This window comes from Oleomonas cavernae (assembly GCF_003590945.1).
GTDB lineage: Bacteria > Pseudomonadota > Alphaproteobacteria > Zavarziniales > Zavarziniaceae > Zavarzinia > Zavarzinia cavernae.
In genome coordinates, this window is sequence record NZ_QYUK01000008.1 from 553,656 (window position 1) to 572,194 (window position 18,539).

The following is an 18,539-nucleotide window of genomic DNA, read 5'->3' on the forward strand; positions in this document are numbered from 1 at the left end:
CCTCCCTGAGCGTTGCTTCGTCACTGGGCCGCGGCCAGCGTCGACAGTTCTTTTTCGTCAACCGTATAGGCGGAAAGATCGACCCCCTCGCCGACCAGCAGGTCGTCGCGGGTCATGAACTGGGGCTTCACCAGCCAGACCAGCAGGGGCACCACGATCAGTGCGATGACCATGTTGATCAGCATGACCATGACCAGCAGCAGGCCCATGTCGGCCAGGAACTTCAGTTCCGACAGGAAGTACCAGGGCAGGATGCCCAGCAGCATGATGGTGGCGGTGAAGAAGATCGCCTTGCCGGTGGTGGCAACCGAGGCGAGGATCGCCGTGTCATATTCCTTGTGGCCCTGGAATTCCTCGCAGATCCGGCTGAGCAGGTAGATGCCGTAATCGATGCCGACACCGATGCCGATCGCGGTGATCGGCAGGCTGTTGATGTCGAGGCCGATGCCCATTTCGACCATGACCGCGGTCAGGAAGAAGTTGGACAGGTTCACGGGCACCAGCAGCATCAGGCCGGCAACGATCGAGCGATAGGCAAAGGCGCAGCTCACGAACATCGCCAGGTTCAGCAGGCCCAGAATGATCCAGTGGTAGTGCTCGACCGCGTCGTTGACCGACTGTTGCAGGGCGATGGTGCCGGTGGCGAGGCGGATGCGGAAATCCGGGTGGTCGGAGCCGACAAAGTCGACCGCGGCCTGGGCCTGGGCAATCGCCTGGTCGACCGTTTCCTGTTTGTTGTCCTTGTACCACAGCGAGACAGTCGAATTCTGCTGCTCGAAATCGGTTACATGGAGGAAGGCCTTGGGGCTGGTGCCCACCATCAACGCCCCTACCGCGGCGCCCACGGAGGCATCGTCGGGATCGAGCGGCGACCATTTCGGGTTGCCGCCGGCGAACAGGCGATTGGCCTCGGGCAGGTAATCGGCGAAGGCCAGGGTGGCGACCGGCGGTTTCTCCTGCTGTTCCAGGAAATATTCGATGCGGGCCATGGTCGCGATGGTTTCGGCCTGGCGCGCCACCCGGTTGGGATTGATCGGATTCTTGGCCTCAAGCACGATTTCGAGCGTGTTCAAGCCCGGAAAGTGATCGTTGATCTGGGCGACCGCCGTGTTGAACTGGCTGTTTTCCCACAACAGGTTGCTGCCCTCGACCGGGTTGCCGATCTTCACATGGGCGGTCTGCCAGATGCTGAAGGCGGCGACGATCAGCACGGCGACGGTGGTGAAGCGTGCCCGCTTGCCGAAGGTCCAGGTGGAGAGGCCGCGCAGCAGGTTGCGGATCATCACATGGACCCCGCGGTCGCCGTCACGCCCGGTGATCTTCAGGATGTTGCGCGGCGTCGGCAGGTAGGACAGCAGCAGGGGCGTCAGGAAGATGTTGGTGGGCACCAGCATGAAGGCCCAGAAGCCGCAGAACAGGGCCAGGCGCTCCATCACCGGGATGGGTGCCACGGCGATCAGGCACAGGCCCACGGCATCGGTGACGATGCCCAGCGTGCCCGGCACCATCATCACGCTGAGCGCGATTTCGGCCGCCTTGGTCTTGTTCTTCACATGGTGAAGGATCTCGCAATAGCGCTCGATGAACTGCACGCAATGGCTGAACGAGCGCGCGACGTGGAGCAGCGGCACCACCATGATCAGCGGCTCGATCGGGATGTTCAACCAGCCGACGAAGCCAAAGCCCCACAGGGCGGCGATCGTGCTCGCACCCAGGGGCACGACGACACCGATGATGTTCCGCATGTAGACGATCAGGCACAGGATCAGCGCGCAGACCGTGGCCGCGAAGATGAACAGCATCTGGTGTTCATAGTGATAGACCCAGCCGGTCAGGGCCGGCTGGCCCGCCATGTAGACCTCGTGGTTGGCGTCGCGGTTACGCTCCACCAAGCCTTGCATGTATTCGAAGGTGGCGCCGTAATCGAGCAGGCGTTCGATGAAGGTGACGGTGATGATGGTCGCCGTCTCGTCGTCGGAGATCAGGAAGGCGCGGGCGTTGGGCGCCATGTCCACGCGGCGGCGGAATTCGTCGATATCGGCCTGGGTGGTAGGCACGGTATCGCCCATGATCGGCTGGGTATCGATGCCGTCCGGCACCGCTTCGGCATAACGCGCCTTCTCGGTGGTGATCGACAGGACCTGGTCGTGGTCGACCGCGGGCGCCAGATCGGCCTCGCGGGTCATGTTCCAGACCTTTTGCAGGGTATCGATATTATAGATCGTGCCGGTCTTGCGCTTGACCATCAGGGTGATGGTCAGCGGGTTGCCGAAGTTGGGGTGATCCTTGAAGGTCTGGACGTAAGGGTGGTCCGACGGCAGCAGGTCGGAGAAGATCGTGCGCAGCTCGACATTGCGCAGGCCCAGGCCCAGGAAGATCGTAATCCCGATCATTACGGCGACGGACAGCAGGCGGTTCTGCATCACGAATTGCGCGATGGAATGGCGGGTGATCTTCACTGGACTGAGCTCCCTTCCGCAGCGAGCTGCCGGCGCCCGCTGGAGCATGTAACCTGCTCGACGATGTCCGTTGCAGTGGCGAGGGCGTACCTCGCCGTGGCGGCATGACTGCCGACCCGACGCCTCATTGCGTTTCCCCCGTCGCAGGTGCCGCCCCTAGGGGTCCCGGGCCCTGCCGTTGTGACCGTGGCGCCTCTGGTCCGATGCAGACCCGCAGCGTTTTGCAGGCTCAGCGTGCGACAGAGCGCAAGGCCATCCTCCCCCCATTCGGAGGGGGATCGGGGGTGGGCATGGATCGGGCTGGGGCCCTTGCGGCCATCACCCGGGCATGGCCGGGGCGATGGCCGGGAAGGCGGCGGCTAGAGCACGCGGGCGCGGCGGGCCTGGCGCACCGCTTGGGTGCGGGTGTTGGCGCCAAGCTTCAGGAAGATCTGCTTGACGTACCATTTTACCGTTTCCGGCGCGATCGCCAGCGCCGCGGCAATTTCCTTGTTGGTCAGCCCTTCGGCCATGCAACTGAGCACTTCGCGTTCGCGCGCGGTCAGTTGCTGGTAGAGGCTCTGATCGCTCTCGGCCTCGCCCTGCAGCACGGCCATGCGTTCGGGCAGGATGCGCGTCGGCCGGCCGACCTCGGTAAAGTTCACCACCTCGGCACGCTTGGCGCCGGTGTCGCCGCGGCCTTGCAGAAGTTCGGCCGCAAAGGCCTTCTCCTCGGGCGACAGGCCGGCAGCATCGAGGCCGGTCTGCAACGCCTTGAGCAGGGGCAGGACATAGATCCGCTGATCCTGGAACGCGCGGCGGTATCGCTTGGGCAAGGCCATCGACAACGCGGCCTGGAACACCCCCACCGCCTCATCCTGGCTGCCCGTCGACCACAGCGCGCTGGCCAGCAGGATGCGCCCGGTCACCTGGTCGCCGAAACGATCGAATTCTTCGGCTTCGGCCAGGTAATTCTGCAGGAAGCCCAGGCTGCGCTTGGCCTCGCCCAGCATCAGGTCGGCCCGCGCCTCGCCCAGGCGGATGATCTCGTTGGTGAGGGTGACCGCGGTGCGGCCCAGTGCCGGATTCTCGGCCTGGCGCAGCGCCTGCAAACGATTGGTCCAGTGACGCACCTGGCGCCAGTCGTTGGCCAGCAGGGCAAGATGCAGGCGCTCGGCCAGGCAACCGGCCACGATACGGGCAAAGCCCAGGCGATTGGCGATCGCCTCCAGCCGGTCCAGCCGCTCCAGCGCCCGCTTCATGTCACCATCGGCGACATGGACCTTGACCAGCGAGATCGCCCCGCGCGCGCTAAAGCTCGGCGGTGTGCGTGAACAGGCGATGTCGAACCGTCCCGCCAAGACCTTCTGCGCGCCCAGGAGATCGTCCTGATCGTAAAGCAACCCGGAAAGACACGAGGCCGGCAAGGCCGCCGGCACCGAACGGCGGCCGCCGATTTCCTCGCCCCGGCGCAGCGCCATCTCGTAATGTTCCCGCGCCTTGTCGAACTCGCCACGCTGCTCGTGGGCGGTGCCGATGCAGCAATCGGCATAGATCATGGTGAAGTGGCTGCGCTCCGCCATGGGCCAGGATTCGCCGATCAACTGCGCCTCAAGCGCACGGTCGAATTCGCCCCGGATGTTGCGGTTGTAGGTGACCACATTGGCCAGCGCGCCGATCTTGAACTGGTCGTTGCGCGGCCCGTTGGCCAGCCATTCCTCGGCCACCTGCAGGCCTTCGCCGCGATCGTTCAGCGTGTAGTAGGCGGCCTTCACCGCCTGCAATTCCCACCGCACCGTGTCGTCCGGCTGGGGACGTTCGGCCAGCGCCTTCTCCACCTCGGCGATGGCGGCCCCCGCCTCGTCCATGCGCATCGACAGGCTCAACGCCCAGATGACATCGACCGCCAGGTCCAGACGTTTGGCGAAGGCTTCCTTGGGCAGCCGTTCGTACCAGCTCATCAGCAGCAGGATCTGGGCGCTTTCCACCATGCGCCGCGACTGGCGCGCGATGAGCTGAATCGCCCAGGTCGAATCGCCTTCCTCGATCGCGTGGTGGATCGCCTCGGAAATCGCCTCGCGAGCGGAAAACCACTGTGCCGCCCGGCGATGCAGACCGACGAACTCGTCATGGGCCAGCAGCTTCACCTCGCCGGCCAGGAATTCGCGCAGCAGGGGATGCAGCCGGGCCCAGCCTTCCGCCCCCTCCAGGGGAATGATGAAGGGCACCTCCTCGACCAGGCGGGCAATCCGCGCCGCCGAATCCGCCCGTTCCAGCACCTCGTCGCACAGGGCCGGACAGAAGCGCGAGAAGATCGAAATGCGCACCAGCCAGCGGCGATCCTCCTCGTCAATCTGGCGAAACACGGTGTCGCGGATGTAATCGGTGATTTCCTTGGTCTGGCCGCAGAAGGTCTCGACGAATTCCGAGACGTTCTTCTTGCGCGCCAGCGACTGGCTGGCCAGGCACAGGCCGGCGACCCAGCCCTCGGTCGCCTGGTTCAGCGTGTCGATGTCGGTCAGGCGCAGCAGGTCGTGGCCGCGCAGGCGGAAAAACTCGATGGCTTCCGAAATGTCGAAGCGCATCTCGGCGATATCGGTTTCCTGCACCCGGCCCTGGACCTTCAGCCGCGACAGGCCCAGCCGGATGGCGGGCCGGCCGGCCAGCACGAAATGCAGGTTGGGCGGCGCGTAATGGATCAGGTCATAGAGGATCGACAGCGCCGCGGGGGCATTGAGATCATGCACGTCGTCGAGGAAGACATAGATATCGTCGCTGAGCTGCTGCACCTCGTTGACGATGAAGCCGGCGACCAGATTGGGCGCAAGGTTGCCCGAGGCGGAGAGAAACGAGGTCGTCACCGCGCGATCGTTCTCGAACGCCTGGTCGAGCGCGCCCAGCAGGTAGCTGAGCAATTGCGCCGGCTCGTTGTCGTGTTCGTCGAGGCTGAGCCAGGCGACCCGGCTGCCGTCGAACAGCAGGCGTTTGCGCCAGTCGGCCAGCAGGGTGGTCTTGCCGAAGCCGGCGGGCGCGCGCACCAGCGTCACCGAATAGGCGGGCAGGTGCTCGAAATAATCTTCGAGGTTTTTCCTACGCACGAGGTTGGTCAACAGACTCGGCGGCAGAAATTTGGTCCTGACGAGCATTGCAGCCCCAATCCGATGTTGTCTCGGTTATCGTTATCCAGGCCCTGATGGTCGAACGGTGCTGCGCACCGCCGATGGCCGATTATTTCGGCCTTTCCTCCCCCAACCAGTCAGTGTCCCATTATGGGAGATCACCCCGAAAATTCGAGCATACATTCTCCCGAATAGGTACCAACAGTTCGGTATATCGGGGCCACCCCCTATGCAACAGCCGTGCGCTGCCGCCGCTGCGCCAGCGCAATATACCAATCCAGCGCCGGCGGATTGGTCATGGCGTCCCGGCTGGCGGCCTTGTCCGGCGCCCATCCCATCAGGATCTTGCGCACCGGGATCTCCATTTTCTTGCCCGTCAGGGTATAGGGCACGTCCGGCACCTGGTGGATTTCATCGGGGACGTGGCGCGGGCTGCAATCGGCGCGCAACTTGGCATTGATCGCCAGGCGAACACTATCGGTCAGATCGCATCCCGGCTTCAGCTTGACGAACAAGGGCATGTAGAAGTTTCCGCCCGGCAGTTCGCAGCACACGATCAGGCTGTCGAGCACCTCGTCGACCTGCTCGACCGCCCGGTAGATTTCGGCCGTGCCGATGCGCACACCGTAGCGGTTCAGGGTCGAGTCCGAACGGCCATAGATGTAGCAGCCGCCGCGACCATTGATCTTGATGAAATCGCCGTGGCGCCACACGCCGGGGAACACATCGAAATAGGATTCGTGATAGCGCTTGCCCTTGGTGTCGCCCCAGAAAAAGATCGGCATCGACGGAAATGGGTTGGTTACCACCAGCTCGCCGACTTCATCGGCCAGTTCCCGGCCGTCGTCGGACCAGGCATGGACGTCCATGCCCAGCATCCGGGTCTGGATCTCGCCGGCATAGACGGGCAAGGTGGGCGACGCGCCGACGAAGCCCGAACAGATCTCGGTGCCGCCGCTCTGCGAGGTCAGCCACAGGTCGGATTTCACCGCCCGGTAGAACCAGGCGAAGCTTTCCGGCGTCGCCGGCGAGCCGCCCAGCAGGATCGAGTCGAGGCGCGACAGGTCGAACGTCTTGCCCGGTTCCAGGCCCTTGCGCTCCAGGATCTGGACATAGGTCGGGCTGGCGCCGAAACAGGTGGTGCCGGTTTCGGCTGCCATCTTCCACAAGACGTCGGGTTCGGGATGGACCGGGCTGCCGTCGTAGAGCACCACGGCAGCGCCGGCGAGCAGCCCGGACAGCACGATGTTCCACATCACCCAGCCGGTGGTGGTGTAGAAGAACATCACCCCGCCCGGCTTCAGGTTGAGGTGGAAATGGCTCAGCTTCTGGTGCTCGAGCAGGGCGCCGATGTGACTATGCGCGATCGCCTTGGGCAGGCCCGTCGTGCCGGACGAGAACACCACCCACAGCGGATGATCATAGGCGACCTGCTCATAGGCGAAGAGGTGGCGCGGCACGTCGGAATGATCGAGCAGTTCGCGCCACAGGATCGCGTCCGACAAGGGCGGCACGGCCGCCGCCTCGTCCAGATAGGGCAACCAGACCACGCAGGTCAGCGACGGCAGGGCCGCCACGATCTGCTTCACCTCGGCGATGCGCGAGAAATCCTTGCCGGCGAAGCGATAGCCGTCGGCGGCGAACAGCACCTTGGGCTCGATCTGCGAGAAGCGCTCGATCACCGTGGTCACGCCGAACTCAGGGGCGGCACTTGACCACACGGCACCGATCGCCACCGCCGCCAGCATGGCGATCGCCGTCTCGGGGATGTTGGGCATGTAGGAAACCACCCGGTCGCCCGGCGCCACGCCCAGGCCGCGCAACTGCGTCGCCACGATCCGCACCTGGCGGCCCAGTTCGCGCCGGTTCATGGTGGCCAGCGGCCTGGTCTCGCTCATGTGATGGAAGGCCGGGGCATTGCCGTCGCCCTCGGCGCGCAGCATGTGCTCGGCATAATTGACGCGCGAGCCCTCGAACCAGCGCGCACCCGGCATCACCCGGCGGTCCAGCACCCGGGCATAGGGCCGCGACGACTGAACCTCGAAATAATCCCACAGCGATTCCCAGAAGGCCTCGATCTCGGTCACCGACCAGCGCCACAGCGCATCATAGTCGGCGAAATTCAGGCCCCGGTTGTCACGCAGCCAGCGCAGATATTGCGTAACGTTCGAGTTCTCGACAAAGGCCCGCGACGGCGTCCACAACAGGTCCCCTTCCTTCACCATGGCAAGCCCCCTCCCGTTTTTCAAGGCAATGCCGCGAGCCGTTCGAGCACGAGCTCGGGCCGCGCATCCGCCGGAATGGCGCCAAACAGAAAATCCCCGCCGCCGCCTGGCATCGGCGCATCCGCCTCGGTCCAGAAGCCGCCGGGCAGTTGCAGCCCGGTCGCCGCCCCCGGCACCGGCAGCGGCGCGATCAGGAAATCGATCCCGGCCAGGCCCCCCGCAAGGTCGTCGGCCGCGCCGCCCAGCCGCAGGCCGATCTCCCAGCGATAGTGACCGGCAATGTTCAAGACCGCCTGATAGGCGGCAATGCCCTCGCGCGACACCGGCTCGCCCGGCCGCTCCTCCAGCAGCAGGAGGTCGATCCCGGCATCGCCGAAGGCGCGCAGGAAATCGGCCAGATACATCGACGCACTGTCCGCGTCGTCGTTCTCGATCGCTTCGTCCGCGTCGGCCGTCCCGGCCCAGGCGGCGGCAAGCTGGATGAAATGGCGCGGCGACGGCAGGACCAGGGCCAGCGGCAGGCCGGCATGGGTCCGGCGCAGGCCGTCGAGCGCACTGGCGACATGGCCACGCATGGCCTCGTCCGCCAGCAGGGTCTTGAGCGGATAGAGCAGGCGGCGGCGGCCGGCCAGCGCCTCGCGCAGGTCGCCATGGCTGACCAGCCAGGCCTCGACCAGCGGCCGCAGCGGCAGGGCCGCGACGTCCGACTTGAGCAGGCCCTGCGCCTTGCGGTGCCAGTCGACAAGACGCGTGACATCGCCCCAGGGGATGGCGCCCCCGGCCAGCAGGCGCCCGCAATAATCGGTATAGTCGAGCCAGCGTGGCTGCCGCCCGCCGGCCGCCAGCCGATCGCGGAATGCCCCCATGCCGGTCATCCTTTCAGGGCCGCGACCTGGGCCTCGAGCTCGGCGATCCGCACCTCGCGCGGGTCGGGCATGAACACGGGCTGGATTGCGCCTGCGTCCATCTCCTGGCGGGCCTTGCCCGGCGTGGCCAGGATCACCGAATGATCGCCCCAGGAACCGAAATAGGGCAGATCCGCCGCCGGCCCCTCGGTCACCCAGTCCTTGACGAAGGCGGCATAGGGCTTGGCCCGGGCCTTGCGCGCGGCACGCTCCGCCGCGCGCGCCTCGTCGGTCGCCTTCACGTCGACCAGCAGGGTGCGCCGGCTGTAGACGACACGGTAGATGTCCCAGGCGCTTTCATGGGTGATCAGGTCTTCGCGCAGGTCCTTCATCACCAGTTCGGGATCGCGGTCCAGCACATCGCCGTAACCGCCGCCTGCACCCTGGCAGATCATGTAGATCTCGCCTTCCTCGACCAGCTCGAAGGTCATGCCGGCATTGGCGGTGACATAGCGGGCATTCTCGATCGGCTGCTCGTTCATCAGTTCGAGGATGTCATAGGGGAAACGGCTGGCGTTGCCCTGGCCCTTGAACCAGTCGAAGACGTTGATGTCCTTGACCTTGGCGATCGGATAGGCCGGGCAGCTATAGCCGCCGAACAGGCCGGGCGCCGAGGGAAACCACGATCCGGACTGGCCGGTCATGAAGCCCCACATCGCCGTGCCGCGGGCCGAGACCATCTGTTCGTAGCCCAGGCCGCCGCGATACTTGCCCCAGCCCACCCGGTCGCGCGCCAGGTGCTGCGCGATCAGGCGCACCATGGGCAGTTCTTCCTCGGCCAGTTCGTATTCGCCGGTGTCGCACATGAAGCCGAACAGGGGCGAGACGCTGCTTTCGCCGTCACGGTTCTCGCGCGCGCCCTGGCCGTTGCCGTTGATGTCGGCGCAGAAATTGCCGGTCACGTCCATGTGCTGGGTCAGGCCGCCATAGACGAAGGTGGCGGGCTGGTTGTACTGCGCGGCCAGGGTCACCGTGGCGCGGGCCTTGGCGCCGTCAGGCAGGCCGTAGAGGAATTTCGGGAAGGCCACCGTCGACATGGTGATGGTGCGGAACATCGGCAACAGGCTCATCGCACAAGGCGCGTCGTTGTTGGCGTCGATCAGCGAGTTCGGGTCGGTCTCGAAATCCAGGGCCGCGAGCACGCCCTGGTTATGCGGCAGGTCGGGCCAGATGTTCTGCAACAGGCCGGTGAGGAAGCACACCTTGGTCGAACCCAGCACGGCATTGACCGAGCGGTTGGAGAGCTGGGGCGAGGAGCCGCGGAAATCGATGGTCAGGCAGTCGCCCTTCACCCGGGCGGCGCAGGCGATCTTCAGCAGGGCCGGCTCGCGCAGGGTCGAGTCGATCCAGGAATTGAAGCGCACGATGCCGTCGGGCATTTCCTCGATGCGGCGATGAACCTCGGCCTCGGTATCTTCCAGGTTCCGGCGCAGATAGGCGACCAGGGCATCCTTGCCGAATTCGGCAATCACCGCGCGCACTCGGTCCATCAGCCGCATGCAGGCATGCAGCTTGACCTTCACGTCCTCGTACTGAAGCTTGGGATCGCGCACCGAGTTCTGCAGGAAGGTGAGGATGTCGCGCTTCACCTGGAAATTCTCGACGATGCGGAACGGGCTCATCTTGAGGCCCTCGTCCCAGCGCGATTCCGCCTTGGCCGGCATGCCGCCCGGCTCGATCGCGCCGTTCTCGCCCTCGTGAATGGTCGAGGAGACCCAGCATACCAGCTCGCCCTCGTGATAGACGGGCATGATCATGCTCTGGTCGGTATTGTGGATGCCGCCGTAACGCGAGTCATTATGGATGAAACCGTCGCCGTGGCGCACGCCGACGGTTTCGTCCTTGCTCCAGTACTTGTTGATGAACTTGATCGGGTACTGGCAGACGCCGGCGAAGGTGACGATGCCGGCCGGCGAAATGTCGGAGAGGTCGCCCGAAGCGGTGAACACACCGGTGACCAGGTCGCCCCACTTGGCGCCCGGCGCCGCCCCCATCTGCTCGATCATGCGGAAGCTCTCGGCCAGGGCCGAGATCACCCGGCCGCGCACCTGGTTCAACAGGTGCGAGTCCGTATGGCTTGCCAGTGCCGCCTCTTCCATGGCGCTGCGCGGTTCCAGCTTGTGGCTGCGCATGATCGCCGGGTCGGGGCCGTAGAACAGCTGATGCTCGTCGACGAAGTCCTGCAGCAGCTTGCGGTCACCGACGCTCAGCGTGGCAATTCCGGGCATGACGTTCATGGTTGCTCTCCCAAGTCTTCGTACGGGCCGGTCACGCGTCGATCCGCGTGAACCAGACGGCCCCTTGTGCCGCGGCCTCGAAACGCCAGCCCGGCTCGATCAGGTAGGTGGTGTGGCTGGTGGTGACGATGGCCGGGCCGTTCAGCACCACGCCATGTTCCAGCGCCTTGTCGTCATAGACCGCGGTATCGATTGCTTTGTCGTGATCGACGAAATGGCAGGAGCGATGGCCGACCGGCTCGGGCGCCGGCACCCGCTTCTGGCCGGGATGGATGTTCTCGAAATCGACCGCGTCGATCTCGACATAGGAGCAGACGCGCACGGTGTTGATGCGCACGCCCGCCTCCGCCGCCTGGCTGCCCTCGCCGAAGCGATCGCCGTAGGAGCGGTGGAACTGGGTGATCAGCTTCACCACGTCTTCCAGCGCGGTGAGGCGGTGCAGGTCGGTCACCACCGCGGTCTGCACCCGCTGATTGCCATAGCGCATGTCCAGTTCCAGGCGATAGCGGATCGCCTCGACCGCCATGCCCTGGCGCAGCAGGTCCTCGCGCCCGCGCCGCTCCAACTCCTCGACCATGGCGTTGAAGCGGTCGAAGTCGGTGAAGAGCTGCTTGGTGTTGGCGTCGAACATCACCGTGAAGGTGGACATTTCGTGAATGTGGAGCTGGCTCAAGTTACCCGCCCCGCAGGCCGAGAAGACGCTGGCGAACGGCGGCGCCAGGATGCGGCCGATCCCCAGGCCCTTGGCGATGCCGCAGGCGTGCAAGGGACCATTGCCGCCATAGGTCAGCAGGGTGAATTCCATCGGGTCATAGCCGAAGGTGCGCAATTCGGTGGCGACGCCATTGGCCATGTCGAGGTCGACGGTGCGCTTGATCAGCTTGCAGGCCTCGATCAGGTCCAGATCCAGGACATCACAGATCTCGTCCTCGATCACCTGGCGCGCCCGCTTGGGGTTCAGCTTGATATAGCCGTTGGCGTAGTTGGCCGGATCGAGATAGCCAAGCAGCAGGTCGGCATCGGTCACGGTGGGCTTCAGGCCGCCACGGTCGTAGCAGGCAGGCCCCGGATCGGAACCCGCACTCTTGGGCCCGCACTGCACCGTGTCGTACATGCGGTTGTGCTGGGCGATCGAACCGCCGCCGGAGCCGAGCGTCGCCAGGTGGACCATGGGCACCGAGACCAGCCAGCGTTCGATGGTCGGCTGGAAGTCGTAGAACTTCACGCCGCCGTCGACCACCAGGCCGATGTCATAGCTGGTGCCGCCCATGTCGGTCGCCACCACGTTGCCGAGCTTGGCCTGACGCGCCAGATGCTCGGCCGCGGCAATCCCCGAGACCGGGCCGGAGTGCACGGTCTGCAAGGCGTCGGTCGAATTGAGCTGGGCCATGCCGCCGGAATTGTGCACCACCAGCATCGGCTTGGTGTAACCCGAACTGCGCAGGTTGCGTTCGAGCGAGGACAGGCCGAAATACATCGCCTTGTGCAGGAAGGCATCCATGATGGTGGACATGGAGCGGACATACTCGCCCTTGCGCCCCGCCACTTGGTGCGACAGCAGCAGGGGCATCGCGCCCAGCATGTGTTCGGGATAATCCTCGACGAAGATTTCCTGCAGGCGCAGCTCGTGCACCGGGTTGACCACCGAATTGGCCAGGGTCACCACCAGCGCCTCGGCCCCGGCATCGACCAGGTCGCGGATCTGACGGCGCAGGTCGTCCTCGTTCAGCGGGATCAGCACCTCGCCCTTGTAATCGATGCGTTCACGCACGGTGCGGATCATCTCGATGGGCACCAGCGGGTGGGGCCGCTCGGCATTCGGGATATCCTGCTGCTGCTTCATCGACAGGCCTTCGCCATAGCCGCGACCGCGCGACAGGGGCACCACCGACTTGAAGCCGGCCGTGGTGATCAAGCCGATCTTGGGGCCGCGCCGCTCGATCAGGGCATTAGTGCCGAGCGTGGTGGCATAGCGCACCGAGTCCACCTGCGATAGCATCTCGTCGCGCGTGGTCCCCACCTCGCGGCAGGCGAAGTCCAGCGCCTCGTTGAAGCCCTGGGCAAGGTTGTGCTTGGTCGTCAGGGCCTTGCTTTGGACGTAGCGGTCACCCCAGATGACGAAGCAGTCGGTGAAGGTGCCGCCGATGTCGACAGAAACGCGCTTCATCTTCTCAGTCCTTCGCCGGGGCGTGGGCGTGGCTGTGGCCGTGGTGATGATGGCCCTCGAGCTTCGGCGGTTCCTTGCCCGGGTTGCGGTTGACCACTTCCTTGCGCTTGGACCATTGCGCCTTCAAGGCGTCGATATCGAACTCGATGTCATGGGTCGGCGGGTGGCCGGGCACGGTGTACTCGGTCTCGACCATGGTCCCGCATTCCGGGCAGTAATATTCCAGGATCCGGCACCAGGTCGGGTTGGGCGAATAGGTGTAGTCGTACTTGGCGGGGTCCAGCAGCGGCTTGTGGATCTCGCGCGGGTCGCGGTTGTAGACCAGCAGGCCTTCCTTGTAGTTGCCGCGCGCCGGCGCGATGTCATGGTCGCAACGCCGGCATTCCCAGCGTTCGCTGTCCAGGTTGATGCGCAGGTATTCGGTGATCAGGACCTTCACGTCGGGTCTCCTCAAGCGTCGCGGCTGAGCAGGGTGTCGCGGTTGGAATTCACCGCGAAACGCCAGCCGCGGCCGATGCGCGCGGTGAAAAAGGCTTCTTCCAGGATGCAGGGGCCGGCGGCGAAGGCACCGGGACCCTGCGCTTCCAGCCGGTGAACGGGCAGCGTTACGCTGCCGTCGCCCGGCATCGTCAGTGCGCGACTGCCGGCAACCACCGCGGCGATCGGTGTCGGCGCCGCGCCGTTGACGAGCTTGGCGTGATTGATGTCCTTGACCACCCGCAGCTCGACCGCCAGGTCGCCCGCGCCCGCCAGCTCGGCCGGCAAGGGCGTGCCGGGCTGCCAGGCGTGACGGCTGTCGTCATTGCCGCTGGCATGGGACACCGACCATTCCTGCCGGCACTCGGCAATGTCGAAGCCTTCGGCGAACATGTCCCGGCCGGCGCGGGTGCGCAGTTCGTCGACCGTGGCCGGCACCCCGTCCACCGCCGCCATCAGGCGATAGCCTTGGGCGATGTCGGAGAAGCCGATGCCGAAGGCCGAGAACACGGCAGCCAGGCCGGGAATGATCACCTTTTGGATACCCGCCGCCTCGGCGATCGCCGAAACCACGAAAGGCCCCGCCCCACCGAACGCCGCCAGGGTCGTGTCGGCATCGATGCGGGTGAACTGCTTGAGACTGTCGGCGACCTTGGCGATCCAGGCTTTCTCGGCCACTTCCAGCGCCGCCTCGAAGCCGAGGCCCAGGGGGCCGGCGATATTCGCCTCGATCGCGGCGCGGGCCCGGTCGCGGTCCAGGGTCATGGCCCCGCCGAAATAGGTCGCCGGGTCGATCAGGCCGGTCAGCAGGAAGACGTCGGTGATGGTCGCTTCCTTGCCGCCCAGGCCGAAGCAGGCGGGCCCCGGGGCGCCACCGGTCGATTCCGGCCCGACATGCAGCACCCCATCCCGCACTTTCAGGATCGAGGAACCGCCGACGCCCACGCTGACGATTTCCGAGAGCGGGAAGGCGATCTCGATCCCCTCGACCTCGCCGCGGCGCTTGATGTGGGGCACGCCGTTCTCGACCAGGCCGATGTCGGTGGTGGTGCCGCCGATATCCATGGTCAGCAGCCGCTTGAAGCCGTAATGGGCGGCCAGCGCCCGCCCGCCTTCCATGCCGCCTTGGGGGCCTGAAGAATAGGTCTTCACCGCGATGGTGCGGGCAACGCGGGAGCTGTCGCCGTCGTTGCGGAAGATCAGCAGGGGGTTCTGGTGCTTGTATTCGCGCAAGATACCCTCGGCGTTATAGAGGAAGGTCTCCATCGCCGGGTGCAGGAAGGCGTTGATCAGGGCCGACCAGGCGCGCCGTTCGGGCTCGCTGTCGTCGACCAGGTCGCTGGCACACAGCACGGGCACGACGCCCAGCAGGTGGCGCGGGAACTTGCGCAGGATCGCCTGCTTCAGGCGGCGCTCGGCACCGCGATAATCGGCGCCGTCCAGGCTGATCACGATACGGTTGGCGCCGGCATTGGTCAGGCCGTTGATCACCTGGACCAGGGCGCTGTCGAACGCGTCGCCGTCCAGCGCGGTATCGATCACCTCGATGCGGGCCCCACCAGGGCGGCGAACATGTCGCGGGTCTGGGCCGTGCGGGTCAGGATCGCCGCGTCGCTGCCCTTGGAGAGGACCAGGCCCAGGCGCGGGCCCTTCTTTTCGACGATGGCATTGGTGCCCTGGGTGGTCGAATAGCGGATGTGGTCGGTCGCCAGCATCAGGTCGAGGAGCCGTTCCTCGCCATAGATCGCGACGGACGCCTTCTTCAAGCCCTCGAAGAAGCACTTCGACAGGTCATAGGGCGTGGTGATCGTCTTGGTGTGATGGACGGTTGCACCATCGATGACGCAGATGTCCGTCAGCGTGCCGCCGTTGTCGATATTGATGAGCAGACCCATGCCCCATTCCCGTCATCAAGGAGGGCACGGCCAGTGGCTGTTTCGCCTGGCGCAGGGCGCAAGCCGCCTGTGGCGGGCGGAATGGCCGCTCGCGTTGAGGTGACTCGGGCTCTACCTGACCGTTTCCCCGTTTTCGTTGTCCGCAGTGTTCACCGGGGCGGTGCGGCGCTACTCCCCCTGATCGGGGGGACCGATAGAGGGGCCGGTTTCAGGGCTGGGGCTGGCCGAACAGCTTGGCCTCGATCGCCGCCGCGCAGCCGCGCAGGGCCGGAATCAGCACATCGGTGCCAGGTGCCTGGAGATCGGCACTCGACAGGGAAATGGCGGCGATGACCCGGCCCTGGCCGTCATGGACAGGCACCGCGACGCAATGGACGTTTTCGGCCATTTCGGCATCGTCGATGGCATAGCCCTGCCCCTCCACCGCCGCCAGGCTGCGGCGCAGGTCGCCTGGTTCGGTCAGCGTGGTGCCAGTCAGGGGGACGAACGGCCCCGCCGCCAGGTAGCGCTCCCTGGCGGCCGTATCGAGGCCCGCCAGCAGAACCTTGCCGATGCCGGTGCAATAGGCTTCCAACTGCATCAGTTCGCGGGTGAAGACGCCAGGGCCCCCGCCGTGTTCCTTCACCAGGTAGGTAACCATGTCGGCCTCGAGAATGCCTAAATGGGCGGTGCTTTTCTGCGCCCGCGCGACCCGGCGCAGCAAGGGGCGGCTGGCCTGGATCAGCACGGCCCGGCGATCGGGGCCCAGCTCGGCCAGCCCCATGCCGGCGACATAGCGCCCCCTGGCCCCGCGGGTGATCAGGCGCTGGCGCTCGAATGCCGCCATCAGGCGGTGCGCCGTGGAAATCGGGATGTTCAGCCGCTCGGCAAGCTGGCCCAGCGGTGTGCGGCCCCGGTCCTTCATCACCGCGACGAACAGCGCAAGGGCCCGGTCCAGCGCCTGGGCCCCCGTCTCCCGACTTGATGGCTCTATTTTCATTCTCTCACAATATGAGCAAACGGCGACGGCGTAAATTGCCAGTGCCTTCGCCCTGCTCAATCATCCGCCCAACATCGATCGGGAGGATAGGTCATGAGTGAAAAGGTAAAGGTGGCAATCATCGGGTCGGGCAATATCGGCACCGATCTGATGATCAAGATCATGCGCACCTCCAAGGTGCTGGAAATGGCCGCCTTTGTCGGCATCGACCCGGAATCGGACGGGCTGAAGCGGGCGCAGCGCCTGGGCGTCGCCATCACCCACGAAGGCATCGAGGGCCTGCAGAAGCTGCCCGTGTGGCCTGAAATCGGCATCGTCTTCGACGCCACCTCGGCCGGTGCCCACCGGCACCACAACGCGGTCGCCCAGGCGGCGGGCAAGGTCATGATCGACCTGACGCCGGCGGCGATCGGCCCCTACGTCATTCCGGTGGTGAACGGCGACGATCACCTGGATGCGCCCAACGTGAACATGGTCACCTGCGGCGGCCAGGCGACGATCCCGATCGTCGCGGCGGTTTCGTCCGTCGCCACGGTGCACTATGCCGAGATCGTCGCCTCGATCTCGTCGAAGTCCGCCGGGCCCGGCACCCGTGCCAATATCGACGAATTCACCGAGACCACGGCCAAAGGCATCGAGCAGGTGGGGGGTGCCGCCAAGGGCCGGGCGATCATCATCATGAACCCGGCCGAGCCGCCGATGATCATGCGCGACACCGTCTTCACCCTGTCCTCGGGCGCCGACACGGCAACCATCGAGGCGGCCGTGAAGGCCCAGGTCGAGCGGGTCCAGGCCTATGTCCCGGGCTACCGCCTGAAGCAGGAAGTGCAGTTCGAGCATTTCGGTGCCAATAACCCGGTGCATATCCCCGGCCACGGCACCTTCGAGGGCGTCAAGACCAGCGTCTTCCTGGAAGTCGAGGGCGCCGCACACTACCTGCCCGCCTATGCCGGAAACCTGGACATCATGACCTCGGCCGGGCTCAAGACCGCCGAGAAGATCGCCGCCCGCAAGCTGCTGAAGGACGCCGCATAATGGCCCTCGATCCGACCACCACCAAACTCTACATCCAGGACGTGACCCTGCGTGACGGCATGCATGCCATCCGCCACCAGTACGGCCTGGACCACGTCCGCGCCATCGCCAAGGCCCTGGACGAGGCCGGCGTCGACGCGATCGAGATCGCCCACGGCGACGGCATCAACGGCGGCACCTTCAACTACGGTTTCGGCCGCCATACCGACTGGGAGTGGATCGAGGCGGTCGCCGATGTGGTGAAGCACGCCGCCATCACCACCCTGCTGCTGCCCGGCATCGGCACGGTGGAGGAACTCAAGCACGCCTATTCGCTGGGCGTGCGGTCGGTGCGTATCGCCACCCATTGCACCGAGGCCGACGTCTCGAAACAGCATATCGAGGCGGCGCGCAAGCTGGGCATGGACACCATCGGCTTCCTGATGATGAGCCACATGATCGAGCCCGATCACCTGGCGAGCCAGGCCAAGCTGATGGAGAGCTATGGCGCCACCTGCGTCTATGTCACCGATTCGGGCGGCGCCCTGGACATGGATGGTTACCGCGCGCGCTGCGAGGCCTATGACCGGGTGCTGAAGCCTGAGACCCAGCGCGGCATCCATGCCCACCACAACTTGTCGCTGGGCGTCGCCAATTCGATCGTCGGCGTGCAGGCCGGCGCCATCCGCGTCGACGCCAGCCTGGCCGGCATGGGGGCGGGTGCGGGCAATGCCCCCCTGGAGGTCTTCATCGCCGCGATCGAGCGCAAGGGCTGGAAGCACGGCTGCGACCTCTACAAGCTGATGGACGCGGCCGAGGACCTGGTGCGGCCGCTGCAGGACCGCCCGGTGCGGGTCGACCGCGAGACCCTGACGCTCGGCTATGCCGGGGTCTATTCCTCGTTCCTGCGCCATGCCGAGAAGGCCAGCAAGGATTACGGCGTCGATGCCCGCGCCATCCTGGCCGAGGCCGGCGCCCGGCGCATGGTCGGCGGACAGGAGGACATGATCGTCGACATCGCCCTGGACCTGGCCAAGAAGCAGCAGGCGGTGGCCTGACAACCACAGACCTCATGCCCGGGCA

General features: G+C 65.6%; 12 protein-coding genes. 2 read left to right on the plus strand and 10 right to left on the minus strand.

Annotated features, from left to right (window positions below; all coding sequences use genetic code 11):
- Positions 1–20 precede the first annotated feature (20 nt).
- From D3874_RS02900 to D3874_RS02940, 10 genes are all read right to left on the minus strand, one after another.
- Positions 21–2,459 carry an efflux RND transporter permease subunit gene (locus D3874_RS02900; protein ID WP_199698893.1) on the minus strand — a complete coding sequence of 813 codons (2,439 nt, stop codon included), beginning with the start codon at positions 2,457–2,459 and terminating at the stop codon, positions 21–23.
- A 359-nt stretch (positions 2,460–2,818) separates the two neighbouring features.
- The gene (locus D3874_RS02905; protein ID WP_147385492.1) at positions 2,819–5,536 is read right to left on the minus strand and encodes a LuxR C-terminal-related transcriptional regulator; all 2,718 of its coding nucleotides are present in this window, start codon (positions 5,534–5,536) and stop codon (positions 2,819–2,821) included.
- Between the two features lie 248 nt (positions 5,537–5,784).
- Positions 5,785–7,782 (minus strand): acetoacetate--CoA ligase, encoded by a 1,998-nt coding sequence (locus D3874_RS02910; protein WP_119776282.1) that lies wholly within the window; start codon positions 7,780–7,782, stop codon positions 5,785–5,787.
- A 20-nt stretch (positions 7,783–7,802) separates the two neighbouring features.
- On the minus strand, positions 7,803–8,648 hold the full coding sequence (locus tag D3874_RS02915; protein WP_147385493.1) for a hypothetical protein: 846 nt from the start codon (positions 8,646–8,648) through the stop codon (positions 7,803–7,805).
- A 5-nt stretch (positions 8,649–8,653) separates the two neighbouring features.
- Complete coding sequence (locus tag D3874_RS02920; RefSeq protein ID WP_119776287.1) at positions 8,654–10,924, minus strand: hydantoinase B/oxoprolinase family protein; 2,271 nt, start codon at positions 10,922–10,924, stop codon at positions 8,654–8,656.
- A 31-nt stretch (positions 10,925–10,955) separates the two neighbouring features.
- Positions 10,956–13,091 (minus strand): hydantoinase/oxoprolinase family protein, encoded by a 2,136-nt coding sequence (locus tag D3874_RS02925; protein ID WP_119776289.1) that lies wholly within the window; start codon positions 13,089–13,091, stop codon positions 10,956–10,958.
- 4 nt (positions 13,092–13,095) lie between these two features.
- A complete protein-coding gene (locus tag D3874_RS02930) occupies positions 13,096–13,530 on the minus strand; it encodes an acetone carboxylase subunit gamma (protein ID WP_199698894.1) in 435 nt (144 codons plus the stop codon).
- An 11-nt stretch (positions 13,531–13,541) separates the two neighbouring features.
- Positions 13,542–15,110 carry a hydantoinase/oxoprolinase family protein gene (locus D3874_RS02935; protein WP_199698895.1) on the minus strand — a complete coding sequence of 523 codons (1,569 nt, stop codon included), beginning with the start codon at positions 15,108–15,110 and terminating at the stop codon, positions 13,542–13,544.
- Positions 15,107–15,463, minus strand: coding sequence for a hydantoinase/oxoprolinase N-terminal domain-containing protein (locus D3874_RS29025; RefSeq protein WP_199698896.1), 357 nt, complete (start codon positions 15,461–15,463; stop codon positions 15,107–15,109). The genes D3874_RS02935 and D3874_RS29025 overlap by 4 nt, the downstream gene beginning before the upstream one ends.
- Positions 15,464–15,671: 208 nt before the next feature.
- Positions 15,672–16,442 carry an IclR family transcriptional regulator gene (locus tag D3874_RS02940; RefSeq protein WP_119776291.1) on the minus strand — a complete coding sequence of 257 codons (771 nt, stop codon included), beginning with the start codon at positions 16,440–16,442 and terminating at the stop codon, positions 15,672–15,674.
- 93 nt (positions 16,443–16,535) lie between these two features.
- Between D3874_RS02940 and D3874_RS02945 the strand changes: the two genes are divergently transcribed.
- Positions 16,536–17,477 carry an acetaldehyde dehydrogenase (acetylating) gene (locus D3874_RS02945; RefSeq protein WP_119776293.1) on the plus strand — a complete coding sequence of 314 codons (942 nt, stop codon included), beginning with the start codon at positions 16,536–16,538 and terminating at the stop codon, positions 17,475–17,477.
- Positions 17,477–18,514 (plus strand): 4-hydroxy-2-oxovalerate aldolase, encoded by a 1,038-nt coding sequence (gene dmpG, locus D3874_RS02950; RefSeq protein WP_119776296.1) that lies wholly within the window; start codon positions 17,477–17,479, stop codon positions 18,512–18,514. Before D3874_RS02945 ends, dmpG begins: the two co-directional genes overlap by 1 nt.
- The last annotated feature ends 25 nt before the right edge of the window (positions 18,515–18,539 follow it).

Bases quoted from the DNA above. Each gene is read 5' to 3' on its own strand.
- D3874_RS02910 (WP_119776282.1), bottom strand. From the start codon at position 7,782: ATGGTGAAGGAAGGGGACCTGTTGTGGACGCCGTCGCGGGCCTTTGTC.
- D3874_RS02915 (WP_147385493.1), bottom strand. From the start codon at position 8,648: ATGGGGGCATTCCGCGATCGGCTGGCGGCCGGCGGGCGGCAGCCACGC.
- D3874_RS02920 (WP_119776287.1), bottom strand. From the start codon at position 10,924: ATGAACGTCATGCCCGGAATTGCCACGCTGAGCGTCGGTGACCGCAAG.
- D3874_RS02925 (WP_119776289.1), bottom strand. From the start codon at position 13,091: ATGAAGCGCGTTTCTGTCGACATCGGCGGCACCTTCACCGACTGCTTC.
- D3874_RS29025 (WP_199698896.1), bottom strand. From the start codon at position 15,463: ATGGGTCTGCTCATCAATATCGACAACGGCGGCACGCTGACGGACATC.
- D3874_RS02940 (WP_119776291.1), bottom strand. From the start codon at position 16,442: ATGAAAATAGAGCCATCAAGTCGGGAGACGGGGGCCCAGGCGCTGGAC.
- D3874_RS02945 (WP_119776293.1), top strand. From the start codon at position 16,536: ATGAGTGAAAAGGTAAAGGTGGCAATCATCGGGTCGGGCAATATCGGC.
- dmpG (WP_119776296.1), top strand. From the start codon at position 17,477: ATGGCCCTCGATCCGACCACCACCAAACTCTACATCCAGGACGTGACC.